The organism is Pseudomonas sp. Lz4W (genome assembly GCF_000346225.2).
GTDB lineage: Bacteria > Pseudomonadota > Gammaproteobacteria > Pseudomonadales > Pseudomonadaceae > Aquipseudomonas > Aquipseudomonas paraversuta.
In genome coordinates this window covers 4,914,186-4,927,253 of sequence record NZ_CP017432.1, presented here as the reverse complement: position 1 = coordinate 4,927,253, position 13,068 = coordinate 4,914,186, and the positions used below count along the sequence as shown (strand labels likewise).

The 13,068-nt window shown below is 59.2% G+C and carries 11 protein-coding genes; 7 read left to right on the top strand and 4 right to left on the bottom strand.

All coding sequences use genetic code 11. The features are described 5' to 3' along the window. Positions 1-241: 241 nt before the first annotated feature. The 7 genes from B195_RS22435 to B195_RS22405 all read left to right on the top strand — a co-directional run bounded on the left by B195_RS22435 (position 242) and on the right by B195_RS22405 (position 9,792). Positions 242-1,531 (top strand): MFS transporter, encoded by a 1,290-nt coding sequence (locus tag B195_RS22435; protein WP_003438131.1) that lies wholly within the window; start codon positions 242-244, stop codon positions 1,529-1,531. 165 nt (positions 1,532-1,696) lie between these two features. Next, the gene (locus B195_RS22430; RefSeq protein WP_003438133.1) at positions 1,697-2,683 is read left to right on the top strand and encodes a phosphate ABC transporter substrate-binding protein PstS; all 987 of its coding nucleotides are present in this window, start codon (positions 1,697-1,699) and stop codon (positions 2,681-2,683) included. Between the two features lie 215 nt (positions 2,684-2,898). After that, entirely contained in the window at positions 2,899-5,184 is a 2,286-nt protein-coding gene (locus B195_RS22425) for an ABC transporter permease subunit (RefSeq protein WP_003438135.1), read from the top strand. A 15-nt stretch (positions 5,185-5,199) separates the two neighbouring features. After that, a complete protein-coding gene (pstA, locus tag B195_RS22420) occupies positions 5,200-6,870 on the top strand; it encodes a phosphate ABC transporter permease PstA (RefSeq protein WP_003438137.1) in 1,671 nt (556 codons plus the stop codon). 169 nt (positions 6,871-7,039) lie between these two features. Continuing rightward, complete coding sequence (gene pstB / locus B195_RS22415; protein ID WP_003438139.1) at positions 7,040-7,873, top strand: phosphate ABC transporter ATP-binding protein PstB; 834 nt, start codon at positions 7,040-7,042, stop codon at positions 7,871-7,873. A gap of 110 nt (positions 7,874-7,983) precedes the next feature. After that, on the top strand, positions 7,984-8,745 hold the full coding sequence (phoU, locus tag B195_RS22410; RefSeq protein WP_003438141.1) for a phosphate signaling complex protein PhoU: 762 nt from the start codon (positions 7,984-7,986) through the stop codon (positions 8,743-8,745). A gap of 162 nt (positions 8,746-8,907) precedes the next feature. Then, positions 8,908-9,792 carry a response regulator gene (locus tag B195_RS22405; RefSeq protein WP_003438143.1) on the top strand — a complete coding sequence of 295 codons (885 nt, stop codon included), beginning with the start codon at positions 8,908-8,910 and terminating at the stop codon, positions 9,790-9,792. 81 nt (positions 9,793-9,873) lie between these two features. On the opposite strand, the gene B195_RS22400 is transcribed toward B195_RS22405, so the two are convergent. The 4 genes from B195_RS22400 to B195_RS22385 all read right to left on the bottom strand — a co-directional run bounded on the left by B195_RS22400 (position 9,874) and on the right by B195_RS22385 (position 12,935). Next, on the bottom strand, positions 9,874-11,832 hold the full coding sequence (locus tag B195_RS22400) for a DUF4105 domain-containing protein (protein WP_003438146.1): 1,959 nt from the start codon (positions 11,830-11,832) through the stop codon (positions 9,874-9,876). Beyond that, on the bottom strand, positions 11,829-12,149 hold the full coding sequence (locus B195_RS22395) for a DUF2388 domain-containing protein (protein WP_003438147.1): 321 nt from the start codon (positions 12,147-12,149) through the stop codon (positions 11,829-11,831). The genes B195_RS22400 and B195_RS22395 overlap by 4 nt, the downstream gene beginning before the upstream one ends. A gap of 26 nt (positions 12,150-12,175) precedes the next feature. Next, positions 12,176-12,469, bottom strand: coding sequence for a DUF2388 domain-containing protein (locus B195_RS22390; RefSeq protein WP_003438149.1), 294 nt, complete (start codon positions 12,467-12,469; stop codon positions 12,176-12,178). Positions 12,470-12,617: 148 nt separating this feature from the next. After that, complete coding sequence (locus tag B195_RS22385) at positions 12,618-12,935, bottom strand: DUF2388 domain-containing protein (RefSeq protein WP_003438151.1); 318 nt, start codon at positions 12,933-12,935, stop codon at positions 12,618-12,620. Between the last annotated feature and the right edge of the window lie 133 nt (positions 12,936-13,068).

Genomic DNA, 13,068 nt, shown 5'->3' with positions numbered 1-13,068 from the left:
AGCTGGTGAATGCCCTGCGAACGTTTCGCACAGCATTTTCAGAAGTCTCCAAATGTTTCTTACAGCCAACGAGTATATCGATCACTGGCTTGGCCGACGACCTTCGGATTCTGCTTTTTAAGCGAGGCGTGCGTCTAGCTCTGTGCTTTTGTAAACAATTTGTTATCTTTCAAAACCTGCCCAGCCCCTGCCGGCGTAGTTGCAGCTTTTTGCCGAGCCCAAATAAGAGAAGCAATACTCCATGATCACAGAGCCTTCCAGTGCTGCACCGCCGTCGCGGCCGTTAACCCGTAATGACTATAAAACCTTGTCGCTGTCTGCTTTGGGCGGTGCGCTGGAGTTTTACGATTTCATCATCTTTGTATTTTTTGCCACCGTGGTCGGCAAGCTGTTCTTCCCGGCGGACATGCCGGAGTGGCTGCGCCTGATGCAAACCTTCGGCATTTTTGCTGCGGGTTATCTGGCTCGGCCGCTGGGTGGCATTGTCATGGCGCACTTCGGCGACCTGCTGGGGCGCAAGAAGATGTTCACTTTGAGCATCTTCATGATGGCGGTGCCGACCCTGATCATGGGCTTGCTGCCGACTTATGCACAGATCGGCATGTGGGCGCCGATTCTGTTGCTGCTGATGCGCGTGATTCAGGGCGCGGCGATTGGCGGTGAAGTGCCGGGCGCCTGGGTGTTTGTGGCCGAGCATGTTCCGCCGCGTCACGTGGGCTATGCCTGCGGCACCCTGACCTGCGGCCTGACGGCGGGCATTTTGCTCGGTTCGTTGATGGCCACTGCGATCAATACGATCTACACCCCGGCGGAAGTGGCCGATTACGCGTGGCGAATCCCTTTCCTCATGGGGGGTGTGTTCGGACTGTTTTCGGTGTATCTGCGGCGCTGGTTGCACGAAACCCCGGTGTTCGCCGAGTTGCAGCTGCGCAAGGCCCTGGCTGCAGAAGTGCCGCTCAAGACCGTGTTGCGTGATCATCGCGGTGCAATTGTGATTTCGATGCTGCTGACCTGGTTGCTGTCTGCCGGGATCATCGTGGTCATATTGATGACGCCGACCGTGCTGCAAACCGTGTACGGTTTTTCTGCCACCACCTCATTGCAAGCCAACAGTCTGGCCATCGTCTTTTTGAGCTTGGGCTGTATTGCTTCGGGGGCACTGGCTGACCGCTTTGGTGCCGGCAAAGTCTTCGTGCTGGGTTGCGCCGGACTGCTGATCACCTCGTGGACCTTCTACCACAGCCTGTTGCAGCACCCGGACTGGTTGTTTCCCCTGTACGCCTTGAGCGGATTGTTTGTAGGCACCATCGGCGCTGTGCCCTATGTGATGGTCAAAGCCTTTCCGGCGGTGGTGCGTTTCAGTGGCCTGTCTTTTTCCTACAACCTGGCCTACGCCATCTTTGGTGGCCTGACCCCGATGGCCGTAACCCTGCTGCTTAAAGAAAGCCCGATGGGCCCGGCGTACTACGTGGCAATCATCTGCACCATGGGCTTGCTGGTCGGTGCCTACTTGTGGAAAAAGGGCCGCTGATCGAGCCGGCCTCGTCGTCACACATAATTAGCCTCTCCAGAAAGGCCATCATTTGTAAACAATGATGGCCTTTCATCCAATTGTCACAATCGGTTCATAGAGTGGTCACATGGCCTGAAGATACTGGCCCCCGATTCATCTAACCCCGTTTGTTAGGAGTAAGGCATGAAATTGAAGCGTGTGATGGCGGCCCTGACTTTTGTTGCCGCTGGCGTTGCGACTGCCAATGCGGTTGCCGTTGGTGTTGACCCGGCTATTCAGCCCTACGTGAAGACCACCGGTGTGTCGGGGAATCTGTCCAGCGTTGGTTCCGATACCCTGGCGAACCTGATGACCCTGTGGGCTGAGGCTTACAAAAAAGAATACCCGAACGTGAACATCCAGATTCAGGCTGCCGGTTCTTCGACCGCGCCACCTGCGATTACTGAAGGCACCGCCAACCTGGGCCCGATGAGCCGCAAGATGAAGGACAACGAACTGGCTGCCTTCGAGCAGAAGTTCGGCTACAAGCCGACCGCCATCCCGGTGGCTGTTGATGCCCTGGCGGTATTTGTCCACAAGGACAACCCGATCAAGCACCTGACCATGGAGCAGGTTGACGCGATTTTCTCGTCGACCCGTTTGTGCGGCGCCAAAGCTGACGTTAAAACCTGGGGCGACCTGGGTGTGACCGGCGATCTGGCGAACAAGCCGGTTCAACTGTTTGGTCGTAACTCGGTATCCGGCACTTATGGCTACTTCAAGGAAGAAGCCCTGTGCAAAGGCGACTACAAGCCAAACGTGAACGAACAGCCGGGTTCCGCTTCGGTGGTTCAGTCCATCAGCAGCTCGCTGAACGGCGTGGGCTACTCGGGCATCGGTTACAAAACCGCCAGCGTGAAAACAGTGCCTCTGGCTAAAAAGGGCAGCACCGAGTTCATTGAAGACACCGAAGAAAACGCACTGAACGGCAAATACCCGTTGTCGCGTTTCCTCTACGTGTATGTGAACAAGGCACCGAACAAGCCGCTGAACCCGCTGGAAGCCGAGTTCATCAAGCTGGTGTTGTCCAAGCAGGGCCAGGAAGTGGTCGTGAAAGACGGCTATATCCCGCTGCCAGCCAAAGTCGCTGCCAAAGCACTGGCTGACCTGGGCTTGAAAGAAGGCGCATAAACGAGAGCTCTGTAGTCGCTGACGAAGGCTGCGGCAAGGTCCGAAGGGCCTTCAAAAACGGGTCTGCTACGCAGCCCGTCGTAGCCTCCGGCAGCCGCTACAGGCGCTCCTGATTCACCTCATTTTTCGCTCCGCTGCCAGCACCACTGGGCGGCGGATTTTCTGCGTCACTGCTTTGTCATCTTTCTGTCATACAGGATCGCTAGGGTGTGCGCATGAATGATCTGGCCAATTCCCCAATGACTACGACATCCGCTCCCAAGCGCATTGATTTCAATACCCCTGAACTCAAGCGCAAGCGTCGCATCCGCGCGCTAAAAGACCACCTGACCCGCTGGTATGTATTTATCGGCGGTCTTGCCGTGCTCGGCGCGATCACCCTGATTTTCTTCTTCCTCGGCTATGTCGTGTTCCCGCTGTTTCAGGGCGCAGACCTCAATGCCAAGCAGGCGCTGACTCCGGTATGGATGCAGGATGCCGGCAAGCCGCTGATGATTTCCGTAGAGGAGCAGAATCAGGTCGGTATGCGTGTGTCCGACAAGGGCATGGTGCTGTTCTTTAACGCCAAAACGGGCGACGAGTTGTCGCGGGTCAACTTGCCGTTGCCTGCGGGCACACAAGTGACGTCGATCGGTGAAGACCAGCCGGGTAATCCGGTGGTGGTCCTGGGCCTGTCCAACGGTCAGGCCCTGGTGTTCCGTCACAGCTACCGTGTCAGCTACCCGGATAACAAAAAGACCATCACCCCGGCCATTGAATACCCCTATGGCGAAACGCCGCTTGTGCTCGACCCCCAGGGCCGTGCGCTGGATCACGTGAACCTCAGCGTGAACGATTCGACGTTGGTGCTGGCGGGCTCGAGCGGTGCGCAGTTGAACGTGCTGTCGATGGTCAGCGAAGAAAACATGATGACCGGCGAGGTCACGAATTCCGAGACCCGCATCGACCTGCCGCAAATGACCGAACAGGTCAAAGCGCTCTACGTCGACCCGCGCCAGCAGTGGCTGTATGTGGTTAACGGGCGGGCGCAAGCCGATGTGTTCAGCCTGCGCGACAAGAGCCTCAACGGGCGCTACAAGCTGGCTGATGACGCCACGACCGAGATCACCGCCAGTACCCAGTTGGTGGGTGGTATCTCGCTGATTTTCGGCGACTCCAGGGGTGGTCTGAGCCAATGGTTCATGGCGCGCGATCCGGATGGCGAGCAACGCTTCAAGCACATCCGCAGTTTCCAGATGGGCAGCTCGCCGATTGTCGAGATCACCGCCGAACAACGTCGCAAAGGCTTCCTGGCCCTGGACGCTGCTGGTGAAATCGGTGTGTTCCACAGCACCGCGCATCGCACCCTGCTGGTCGAAAAAATTGCTGAAGGCCCCGGCATCATGGCGTTGTCGCCACGGGCCAACCGCATCATCGTGGAAGAGGGCGGCAAGCTGCTGCCACTGACCCTGAAAAACCCGCACCCGGAAGTGTCCTGGAGCGCGTTGTGGAGCAAGGTCTGGTACGAGAACTACGACGAACCTAAATACGTTTGGCAGTCGACGGCTGCCAACACCGACTTCGAACCGAAAATGAGCCTTGCGCCATTGACCTTCGGTACGTTGAAGGCGGCGTTCTACGCCATGTTGCTGGCCGCTCCGCTGGCTGTTGCTGCCGCGATCTACACCGCTTACTTCATGGCCCCGAGTCTGCGGCGCAAGGTCAAGCCGGTGATCGAGCTGATGGAAGCGATGCCCACGGTAATCCTTGGCTTCTTCGCCGGTCTGTTCCTGGCGCCTTATGTCGAGGGCCATCTCCCGGGGATTTTCAGCCTGCTGATGCTGATGCCCATCGGCATCCTGGTGGCGGGTTTCACCTGGAGCCGCCTGCCTGAGTCGATCCGCCTGCGGGTGCCGGACGGCTGGGAAAGCATGATCCTGATCCCGGTGATTCTGTTTGTGGGCTGGCTGTCGCTGTATATGAGCCCGTATATGGAAGCCTGGTTCTTCGGCGGCGACATGCGCCTGTGGATCTCCCACGACCTGGGCATCACTTACGACCAGCGCAATGCTCTGGTGGTGGGTCTGGCGATGGGCTTTGCGGTCATCCCGAACATCTACTCGATTGCCGAAGACGCCGTGTTCAGCGTGCCGCGTGGCCTGACCCTGGGCTCGCTGGCGCTGGGTGCCACACCGTGGCAGACCATGACCCGGGTGGTCATCCTGACCGCCAGCCCGGGGATTTTCTCGGCGCTGATGATCGGCATGGGCCGTGCGGTAGGCGAGACCATGATTGTGTTGATGGCCACCGGCAACACCCCGGTCATGGAAATGAACCTGTTCGAAGGCCTGCGCACATTGGCGGCGAACGTAGCGGTGGAAATGCCGGAGTCGGAAGTGGGCGGCAGTCATTACCGCGTGCTGTTCCTCTCGGCGCTGGTACTGCTGCTGTTCACCTTCGTCATGAACACCCTCGCCGAGCTGATTCGTCAGCGTCTGCGCAAGAAATATTCGTCGCTTTAAGGAAGGTAGAAGTCTGTGAAACAGAACTCCCTCAAAGGTTGGTTCAAGAGCGGCGCTCCCGGCGTCTGGATCAGCGGTGGTGCGGTTTCCATCGCGGTCATCATGACCATCGGTTTGCTGTCGGTCATCGCGGTGCGTGGTCTGGGTCACTTCTGGCCGGCAGACCTGGTGCACGCGCAGTACGACGTACCGGGTAATGCCAATCACGTGCTGATCGGCGAAGTGGTGCAAAAGGAAGAAGTACCGCGCGAGCGTCTGAAAAGCGCCGGCCTGCCGGTGCCCGATCAAGGCCCAGAGTTCATGACGCGGGAGCTGATCAAGGTCGGTAACCGTGACCTGAACGGCAACGACTTCACTTGGGTGGTCGGCGAGTGGCTGACCAACCAGTCCACGCCGCCGGAGCTGATGGCCATCGAGCGCCGCGAATGGGGCAATTTTTACGGCTATCTGGTCAACGTGAAAGAAAACGGCAAAGTGATCGCCGAAGGTGCTGCGGCCTGGCCTGAACTGCAAGCCCGGGTCAAACGTATCAATGAACTGGCGGCACAACTCAGCCAGCTGGAAAAGAAAGACATCGGTGCGATCAACTACGGGCTGGAGCGTATCCGCCTGCATGGTCGCAAGCTGGAGCTGGACGGCAAGCTCACCCCGCAAGCGCAAGCTGACATGGAGTCGGAACGGGCCGAACTGAACGCCCGCTACAAAGCCATCGAAGAGCGTTTGGGGGACTTGCACGCGCAGTTCAATCGCGACAGCCTCACGGCCCGCGACGCCAACGGTAAAGAGCTGGAAATCAGCATCGGCAAGGTGGTCAAGGCCTACCAGCCGAACGCGATGAACAGCTGGCAGAAGCTGGGGATGTATTTCAGCAATATCTGGGAGTTCCTCACTCAGGACCCCCGTGAAGCCAACACTGAAGGCGGGATCTTCCCGGCAATTTTCGGCACCGTGATGATGACCCTGATCATGGCCGTGATCGTCACGCCGTTCGGGGTGCTGGCGGCGGTGTATCTGCGCGAATATGCCAAGCAAAACACCCTGACCCGGGTGATCCGCATTGCGGTCAACAACCTGGCCGGTGTCCCGGCCATTGTGTACGGCGTGTTTGGCCTGGGCTTCTTTGTGTATGTATTGGGCGGCTCGGTGGACCGGCTGTTCTTCGCCGAAGCACTGCCGGCGCCGACCTTTGGTACGCCGGGCCTGATGTGGGCCTCGCTGACCCTGGCGCTGCTGGCGGTGCCGGTGGTGATCGTGGCCACTGAAGAAGGGCTGGCGCGTATTCCGCGTACCGTTCGCGAAGGCTCGCTGGCGCTGGGTGCCACCAAATCCGAGACCTTGTGGAAGATCGTGCTGCCGATGGCCAGCCCGGCCATGATGACCGGCATGATCCTCGCGGTGGCCCGTGCGGCCGGTGAAGTGGCGCCGCTGATGCTGGTGGGCGTGGTCAAGCTGGCACCGTCGCTGCCGCTGGATGGCAACTACCCGTACCTGCACCTTGACCAGAAGATCATGCACCTGGGCTTCCATATTTATGACGTGGGCTTCCAGAGCCCCAACGTCGAAGCCGCACGCCCGCTGGTATACGCCACCGCGCTGCTGCTGGTACTGGTGATCGCAACGCTTAACTTGTCGGCGGTATGGATTCGTAACCACCTGCGCGAGAAGTACAAGGCGCTGGAAAGCTGATTGATACACGTAAGGGTCATGTGGGAGCTGGCTTGCCAGCGACGGTTCAGATGTACACCGCGTTGTCCGGATCGTCGGCAAGCCGGCTCCCACAATAATCATGTAAACCTCTGGCCCTGATAAGCGGCCAGAGGTAAGCGAAATGAATTTTTAGCGTATGGAGCAACCCATGCAGCATGAATCTCCCACCCACGGCATCAACATGTCAGCCCTGGGCCGCAGCAAACAGAGCCTGAGCCTGGCTGACGAAGCCGTCGCCATTGAAGTACCGGGCCTGAACCTTTACTACGGTGAAAAACAGGCGCTGTTCGACGTCAGCCTGAACATCCCCAAGCAACGGGTTACCGCGTTTATCGGCCCGTCGGGTTGCGGCAAGTCCACGTTGCTGCGCACCTTCAACCGGATGAACGATCTGGTGGACGGTTGCCGTGTCGAGGGCGAGATCAACCTGTACGGCAACAACATCTACCGCAAGGGCGAGGATGTGGCCGAGTTGCGTCGGCGCGTCGGCATGGTGTTCCAGAAACCCAACCCGTTCCCCAAGACCATCTACGAAAACGTGGTCTACGGTCTGCGGATCCAGGGCATCAACAAAAAGCGCGTGCTCGACGAAGCGGTAGAGTGGGCACTCAAGGGCGCGGCGCTGTGGGATGAGGTCAAGGACCGTCTGCACGAGTCGGCTCTGGGTCTGTCCGGCGGCCAGCAACAGCGTCTGGTGATTGCCCGTACCATCGCAGTTGAGCCTGAAGTACTGCTGCTCGATGAGCCGTGCTCGGCACTCGACCCGATCTCGACCCTGAAAGTCGAAGAGCTGATCTACGAGCTCAAGTCCAAGTTCACCATCGTGATCGTGACCCACAACATGCAGCAGGCAGCCCGGGTTTCGGACTACACCGCGTTCATGTACATGGGCAAGATGGTTGAGTACGGCGACACCGATACCTTGTTCACCAACCCGGCCAAGAAACAGACCGAAGACTACATCACCGGGCGCTATGGCTAGCAGCAGCTGCAGCCGTTGGCCTCAAGCGGCAAGTAAATGCAGTTTGGCGTAACGACATAATCAACTTGCAGCTTGAAGCTGGTCGCTTGAAGCTTTTGCGGAGCAAAACCATGATTTCAAAGGATGGCCTCACCCATCACATTTCCGCGCAGTTCAACGCGGAACTCGAAGACGTACGCAGTCACTTGCTGGCGATGGGCGGCCTGGTGGAGAAACAGGTCAACGATGCCGTCACGGCGTTGATCGAGGCCGACTCCGGCCTGGCGCAACAGGTGCGCGAGATAGACGATCAGATCAATCAGATGGAGCGCAACATCGACGAAGAATGCCTGCGCATTCTGGCCCGTCGCCAGCCGGCAGCCTCTGACCTGCGCCTGATCATCAGTATCTCCAAGTCAGTGATCGACCTGGAGCGCATCGGTGACGAAGCGACCAAGATCGCTCGCCGTGCCATTCAGCTGTGTGAAGAAGGCGAGGCGCCCCGGGGTTATGTCGAAGTGCGGCACATCGGCGATCAGGTACGCAACATGGTGCGTGATGCACTGGATGCGTTCGCCCGCTTCGATGCCGACCTCGCACTGTCGGTAGCCCAGTACGACAAAATCATCGATCGCGAGTACAAGACCGCACTGCGCGAACTGGCCACTTACATGATGGAGGACCCGCGTTCGATCTCGCGTGTGTTGAGCATCATCTGGGTTCTGCGTTCGCTGGAGCGTATTGGCGACCATGCGCGCAATATCTCCGAGCTGGTGATTTATCTGGTGCGCGGCACGGACGTGCGGCACATGGGCCTCAAGCGCATGCGCGAAGAAGTTGAAGGCACAGGCGGTGATAAAGCTAATGTTGTGCAGTCTGCTGACGATAAATAAGACTGCCCGAGATAAAAAACGCCCGGCTCTAGCCGGGCGTTTTGGTTTTTGGCATTCATATTCAAGGCGCTCTGCGAACGTTAATGCCGTTGGGGTGCCTGTCGGTCTTGGCACATTGCTTTGAATGCGGGCAGGGTGGTCAGGATTTTAAAGGAGCAGTCGATGAGCAAGGTCAGTGTGCTGGTGGTGGATGACGCGTCGTTTATTCGCGATCTGGTTAAAAATTGCCTGCGTAACTATTTTCCGGGCATCAGGACCGAAGACGCAGTCAATGGCCGTAAAGCCCAGGCATTGCTGACCCGTGAGACTTTCGATCTGGTGCTGTGCGACTGGGAAATGCCGGAGATGTCCGGCCTTGAACTGCTGACCTGGTGCCGTGAGCAGGATCATCTGAAAACCCTGCCGTTCATTATGGTGACCAGCCGCGGGGACAAGGAAAATGTGATTCAGGCGATTCAGGCCGGGGTCTCAGACTTTGTCAGCAAGCCCTTCACCAACGAGCAGTTGCTGACCAAGGTGAAGAAGGCTTTTGCCAAGGCGGGTTTGCTGGATGCCGTGATGAGCAGTGCACCTGCACGCTTGAGCAGCGCCTTCGGTAACGACTCGCTGAATGCACTGACCGGTGGCAAGGCCCAAGTAATCACCCCGGCTCCTGCTGCGGCTGCACGTCCGGTGGCGCCAGCAGCAAAACCAGTCGCTCAGGCGCCGGCTGGTCGGGGTCAAGGGCAGCTGCGCCTGGCCAGCGGCACCCAGGCGTGCGTGATCAAGGCTCTGAGCCTCAAGGAAGCGCTGCTGGTGGTGCGTCGCGGTGAAGTGCTGCCTCAGGTATTGGCCAGTGCGGTACTGGACCTTGAGCAGGGTGAGAACGCCGAGGTTGCGCGCCTCAATGGCTATCTGCATGCCATCGTGGCTTACGAGCCCAGGCCGGACAGTGACTGGTTGCAACTGACGTTCCGCTTTGTCGATCAGGATGCCGAGAAAATGAACTACCTCTCGCGGCTGATCGCCCACGGCACCGTGCAGAAGCACTTTGTGCCGGGAGCCTGAGATACGCCGGGCAAGTCCTGCAGGAGCGAGCTGTTTTCAGCCAGGCTAAAGAGCTCGCTCCTGCAGGGGGGGTTAGCAGAATCAGGGCAGTTGCAACCCGCCTGACGCTTTATGAATCGCCCGCAAGTGCTCGCCGATCTGTTTGACGTTGGCTTCGGTGGCAGCAATTTCCGCCGCCCGGGCCGGTTCAAGCAGGCCGCGCACTTCCTGGTCCAGGTCAGTGGTCAGGCGCAGCAGTTGCTGCTGGCGCTGGCTGCTTTCGGACTGGAGCACTTCCCACTCTTTGGCTTGCGGCAGGCCATAACCACTGCTGCCGAGCAACTCGGCCGGGCGGCTGAGAAAGCCGCTGGTGGCGAGAATCTGCTGCAGGGTTTTATTGGCTTTATCCATGCCGCCATCCTTGAGCCCGCGGGCGCCCAGGTACTTTTGCTTGACCTCGTCCTGGGCCAGCAGCAGTTGTCGACGAAAGCTGGCCTGCTCAAGCAATAACAGCGCAGCACTCGAGCGCAGGTCCGCCTTCTCGATCCACGGCCGGCGTTCGTCGGCATTCAGGGCCAGCCAGTCTTCAACCGTGGTCTGTTTGATTGGCAGGCGGGTTTTGAGCACGTCGAACATGGCTTGATAGCGGTCGCGGTAGGAGTCAAACCGGTAACCCAGGCGCAGGGCCTCTTTCGGATCCTCCAGCACGCTGGTGTCGGCCAGCCCGCGGCCCTCAAGCACTTCAAGCAGGCCATTGGGCACGATGCTGTCGAGCCCTTTGAGCTGGCTATTGTCGCTACCGCTGCGCAGCAGCTTCAGGGTTTCCACCGCGCAGTTGTTGGAGATGAAGTAATAGTTGCCGTCATAGCTCCAGTGCATCTCGGCAGCGTGCTCAACCACTTCTTCAATTTCGGGGCGGCTCAACTTGAGCGGCACCGAAGCCAGGCTGCGCAGTTCGGTCTTGGTGTATTCGTCGATAACCTGGGCCAGTGGCAACACAAACAAGCGTGACGGGTAAGCCCCGGTCAGGCCGTCCCAGCTTGAAAGCTGTACGTCATTGACGAATGCCCGGTAGGACAGAACCAGGTGTTCTTGCAGGTCGAGGCGACAGTCCGGGCCGCGCGGGCGTCCGGGGGCGCAGATCACCAGGCGCAGCATGCTGTGGCCCCAGCGGCTGGCCCACTCCTGGTTGGCCTCGGCCAGCAGGTAGTCGACGGCGTAGACCCGCTCCGGGTCGACGGTGCCCAGGGGCTGCAGGGCAAAGTCGTTACCGGCGTTGAGGAAGGCGAAGCCTTTGGGGCATTCGTCCCTGGCCGCCGGGGCCCAGCCGAAATGCGCCTTGTAGTAGCGGTAGAGGGCTGGGCGGCGACAGGCGTAGGCCGGGTCGAGGAGGAAGTACTCCATGTTGACCGCCACAAACTCTTTGGGGTTGGTGACTTCGTAAAGGTCCGGGCTGCGAACGATCTGGTGGTTGTCTTGCTCGCGCTCGCCACGGCGTCCGACATATTGCTGCCAGCCGGCCAGGTCGAGCAGCCGTGGATCATCGCTGAGGGTGAAGCGGCGTTCGGTCTGGCCGCGGCATTGATCGGGCAGGCCAATGATTCCGGAGCTGTTGCTTTGTCTGCTGCAGCGCAGGATCAGGCTGCGCTCTGCGGCGGGCCAGAGTCGGGCGCGGTCGTAGATGTGGGTCAGTTCGTGCAGCACAGTGGCGAGCATTTCCCGGCGCACGGTGCCGTGGGGACGGTTGGTCTGCAGGGTGGCGGCAGAACCGTCGGTCAGCCCGGCCAGCAGCTTGCGATTGAGATCCAGCTCTGACACCAGCGACGCCTGGCCGTAGGCATTGCTTGGCATGTCATCGGTCCAGCCCACCAGAATCTGTCGGTCCAGCTGCTCGATAAAACGCGGTGGCAGGCTCTGCATGGCCTCGTCCAGCAGAGCCTGGCTGGCCTGTTGTTCAGCCGGGCTCAGGCCTTCGGTCTTGAGTTGCAGATGCAGAGCGGCCTGGGCACTGCCCGCAAGCAGCAGGCCACAAACGAAGAACCAGCGCGTTAGCCGCCTCACAGTGCGAGTATGGCTTCGGCGAGGACCTGGTCGCTGACGGTACGGGCTTCGGGGACACGCTCACGCAGGGTGCTGAAGGCTGATTCCAGCTGCACACCGCGAATGTCGCCCTGGCTGGCAACGAAAGTGGCGGCGTCATCCTGAGCCTCGCGCACGACTTTGGAGTCGCGGATCGAGGTGGTGGTGTCCGAGGTGAAGTCAATGGTGCGACCAAAGGCCCGCACAATGATGTTGCTGGTCTGGACCAGGGTCTGTGCCTGTGCCACGTCGGCGAGCAGCAAAAGACCCAGGGTCGCGACAATTAAAGGGCTACGCATGAAACATCTCCAGAAAATGCGGGTATTTATTGGACGAGAATTGCTTGTGCCAGTTCAAGGTCGCTGACACTCAATTCTGGATGACTCCGGCGCAGGCAGCGCAAGGCAGATTCCAGCTGCGCTCCTCGCAGTTGGCCGTCACTGGCAATGAAGACGCCAGCATCATCCTGGGCGGCACGTATCAGTTTGTGATCAAAGGGCGCGGACGTCACTTTACTGGTGACGTAACCACTGAGCACCACATTCTGGGTGGTCAGATCGAAGGCATGGGCTGTGTGTGTCCAGCAGAGTGCAAGCAGAGCTAAAGAGGAAAAGCGCATGGGTCTCGAGGCAGTTGGAATGAGACTCAAGGCTAGCGTAATGGCCGGGGCAGAGCCAGCGCGAGGCGGGGTTCTTCATGAAGCGGCGCAGCGCAGTGTTTCTTCTGCGGGCATGCCTGCCCCACAGGGGGGCAGGCGTATCCGAAAATCAAATGGTCAGGATTGCCTGGGCCAGTTGAGCGTCGGTGGCCTGCAACTGTGGTGCTTGCTGGCGGATGGCCTCGAATGCGCTTTCCAGTTTCACACCGCGAATGGTTCCTTCGCTGGCTACAAAGCTGGCGGCGTCGTCACGTGCAGCACGCACGATCTTGTTGTCGCGGAACGAACCGGTGGCGTCGGACGTCAGGTCGGAAGTGGCCTTGAGGGTGCCCACGATGCTATCGGTGGTGACGATAAAGCTTGAGGCATTGGCGCTTGCAGCAAGGGTCAGCAAGGCAGCGGCGCTAAACAGACGAAGGGTGGGCATGGTGAGACTCCAAAACATGAGCTTATTAAAATAGACGCTTATGGCTCGAATAGTAGGCGCAGGGCAGCGCTGAGCAAAGGATGTTTTGCCGATTGGAGTACGCAAAGTGCTTTGGATCAAGTATTTGTGTAAC

What these genes read in the sequence shown, in the direction of transcription:
- B195_RS22435 (WP_003438131.1), top strand. Translation starts at nt 242, where the DNA reads ATGATCACAGAGCCTTCCAGTGCTGCACCGCCGTCGCGGCCGTTAACC.
- B195_RS22430 (WP_003438133.1), top strand. Translation starts at nt 1,697, where the DNA reads ATGAAATTGAAGCGTGTGATGGCGGCCCTGACTTTTGTTGCCGCTGGC.
- B195_RS22425 (WP_003438135.1), top strand. Translation starts at nt 2,899, where the DNA reads ATGAATGATCTGGCCAATTCCCCAATGACTACGACATCCGCTCCCAAG.
- pstB (WP_003438139.1), top strand. Translation starts at nt 7,040, where the DNA reads ATGCAGCATGAATCTCCCACCCACGGCATCAACATGTCAGCCCTGGGC.
- phoU (WP_003438141.1), top strand. Translation starts at nt 7,984, where the DNA reads ATGATTTCAAAGGATGGCCTCACCCATCACATTTCCGCGCAGTTCAAC.
- B195_RS22405 (WP_003438143.1), top strand. Translation starts at nt 8,908, where the DNA reads ATGAGCAAGGTCAGTGTGCTGGTGGTGGATGACGCGTCGTTTATTCGC.
- B195_RS22395 (WP_003438147.1), bottom strand. Translation starts at nt 12,149, where the DNA reads ATGCGTAGCCCTTTAATTGTCGCGACCCTGGGTCTTTTGCTGCTCGCC.
- B195_RS22390 (WP_003438149.1), bottom strand. Translation starts at nt 12,469, where the DNA reads ATGCGCTTTTCCTCTTTAGCTCTGCTTGCACTCTGCTGGACACACACA.
- B195_RS22385 (WP_003438151.1), bottom strand. Translation starts at nt 12,935, where the DNA reads ATGCCCACCCTTCGTCTGTTTAGCGCCGCTGCCTTGCTGACCCTTGCT.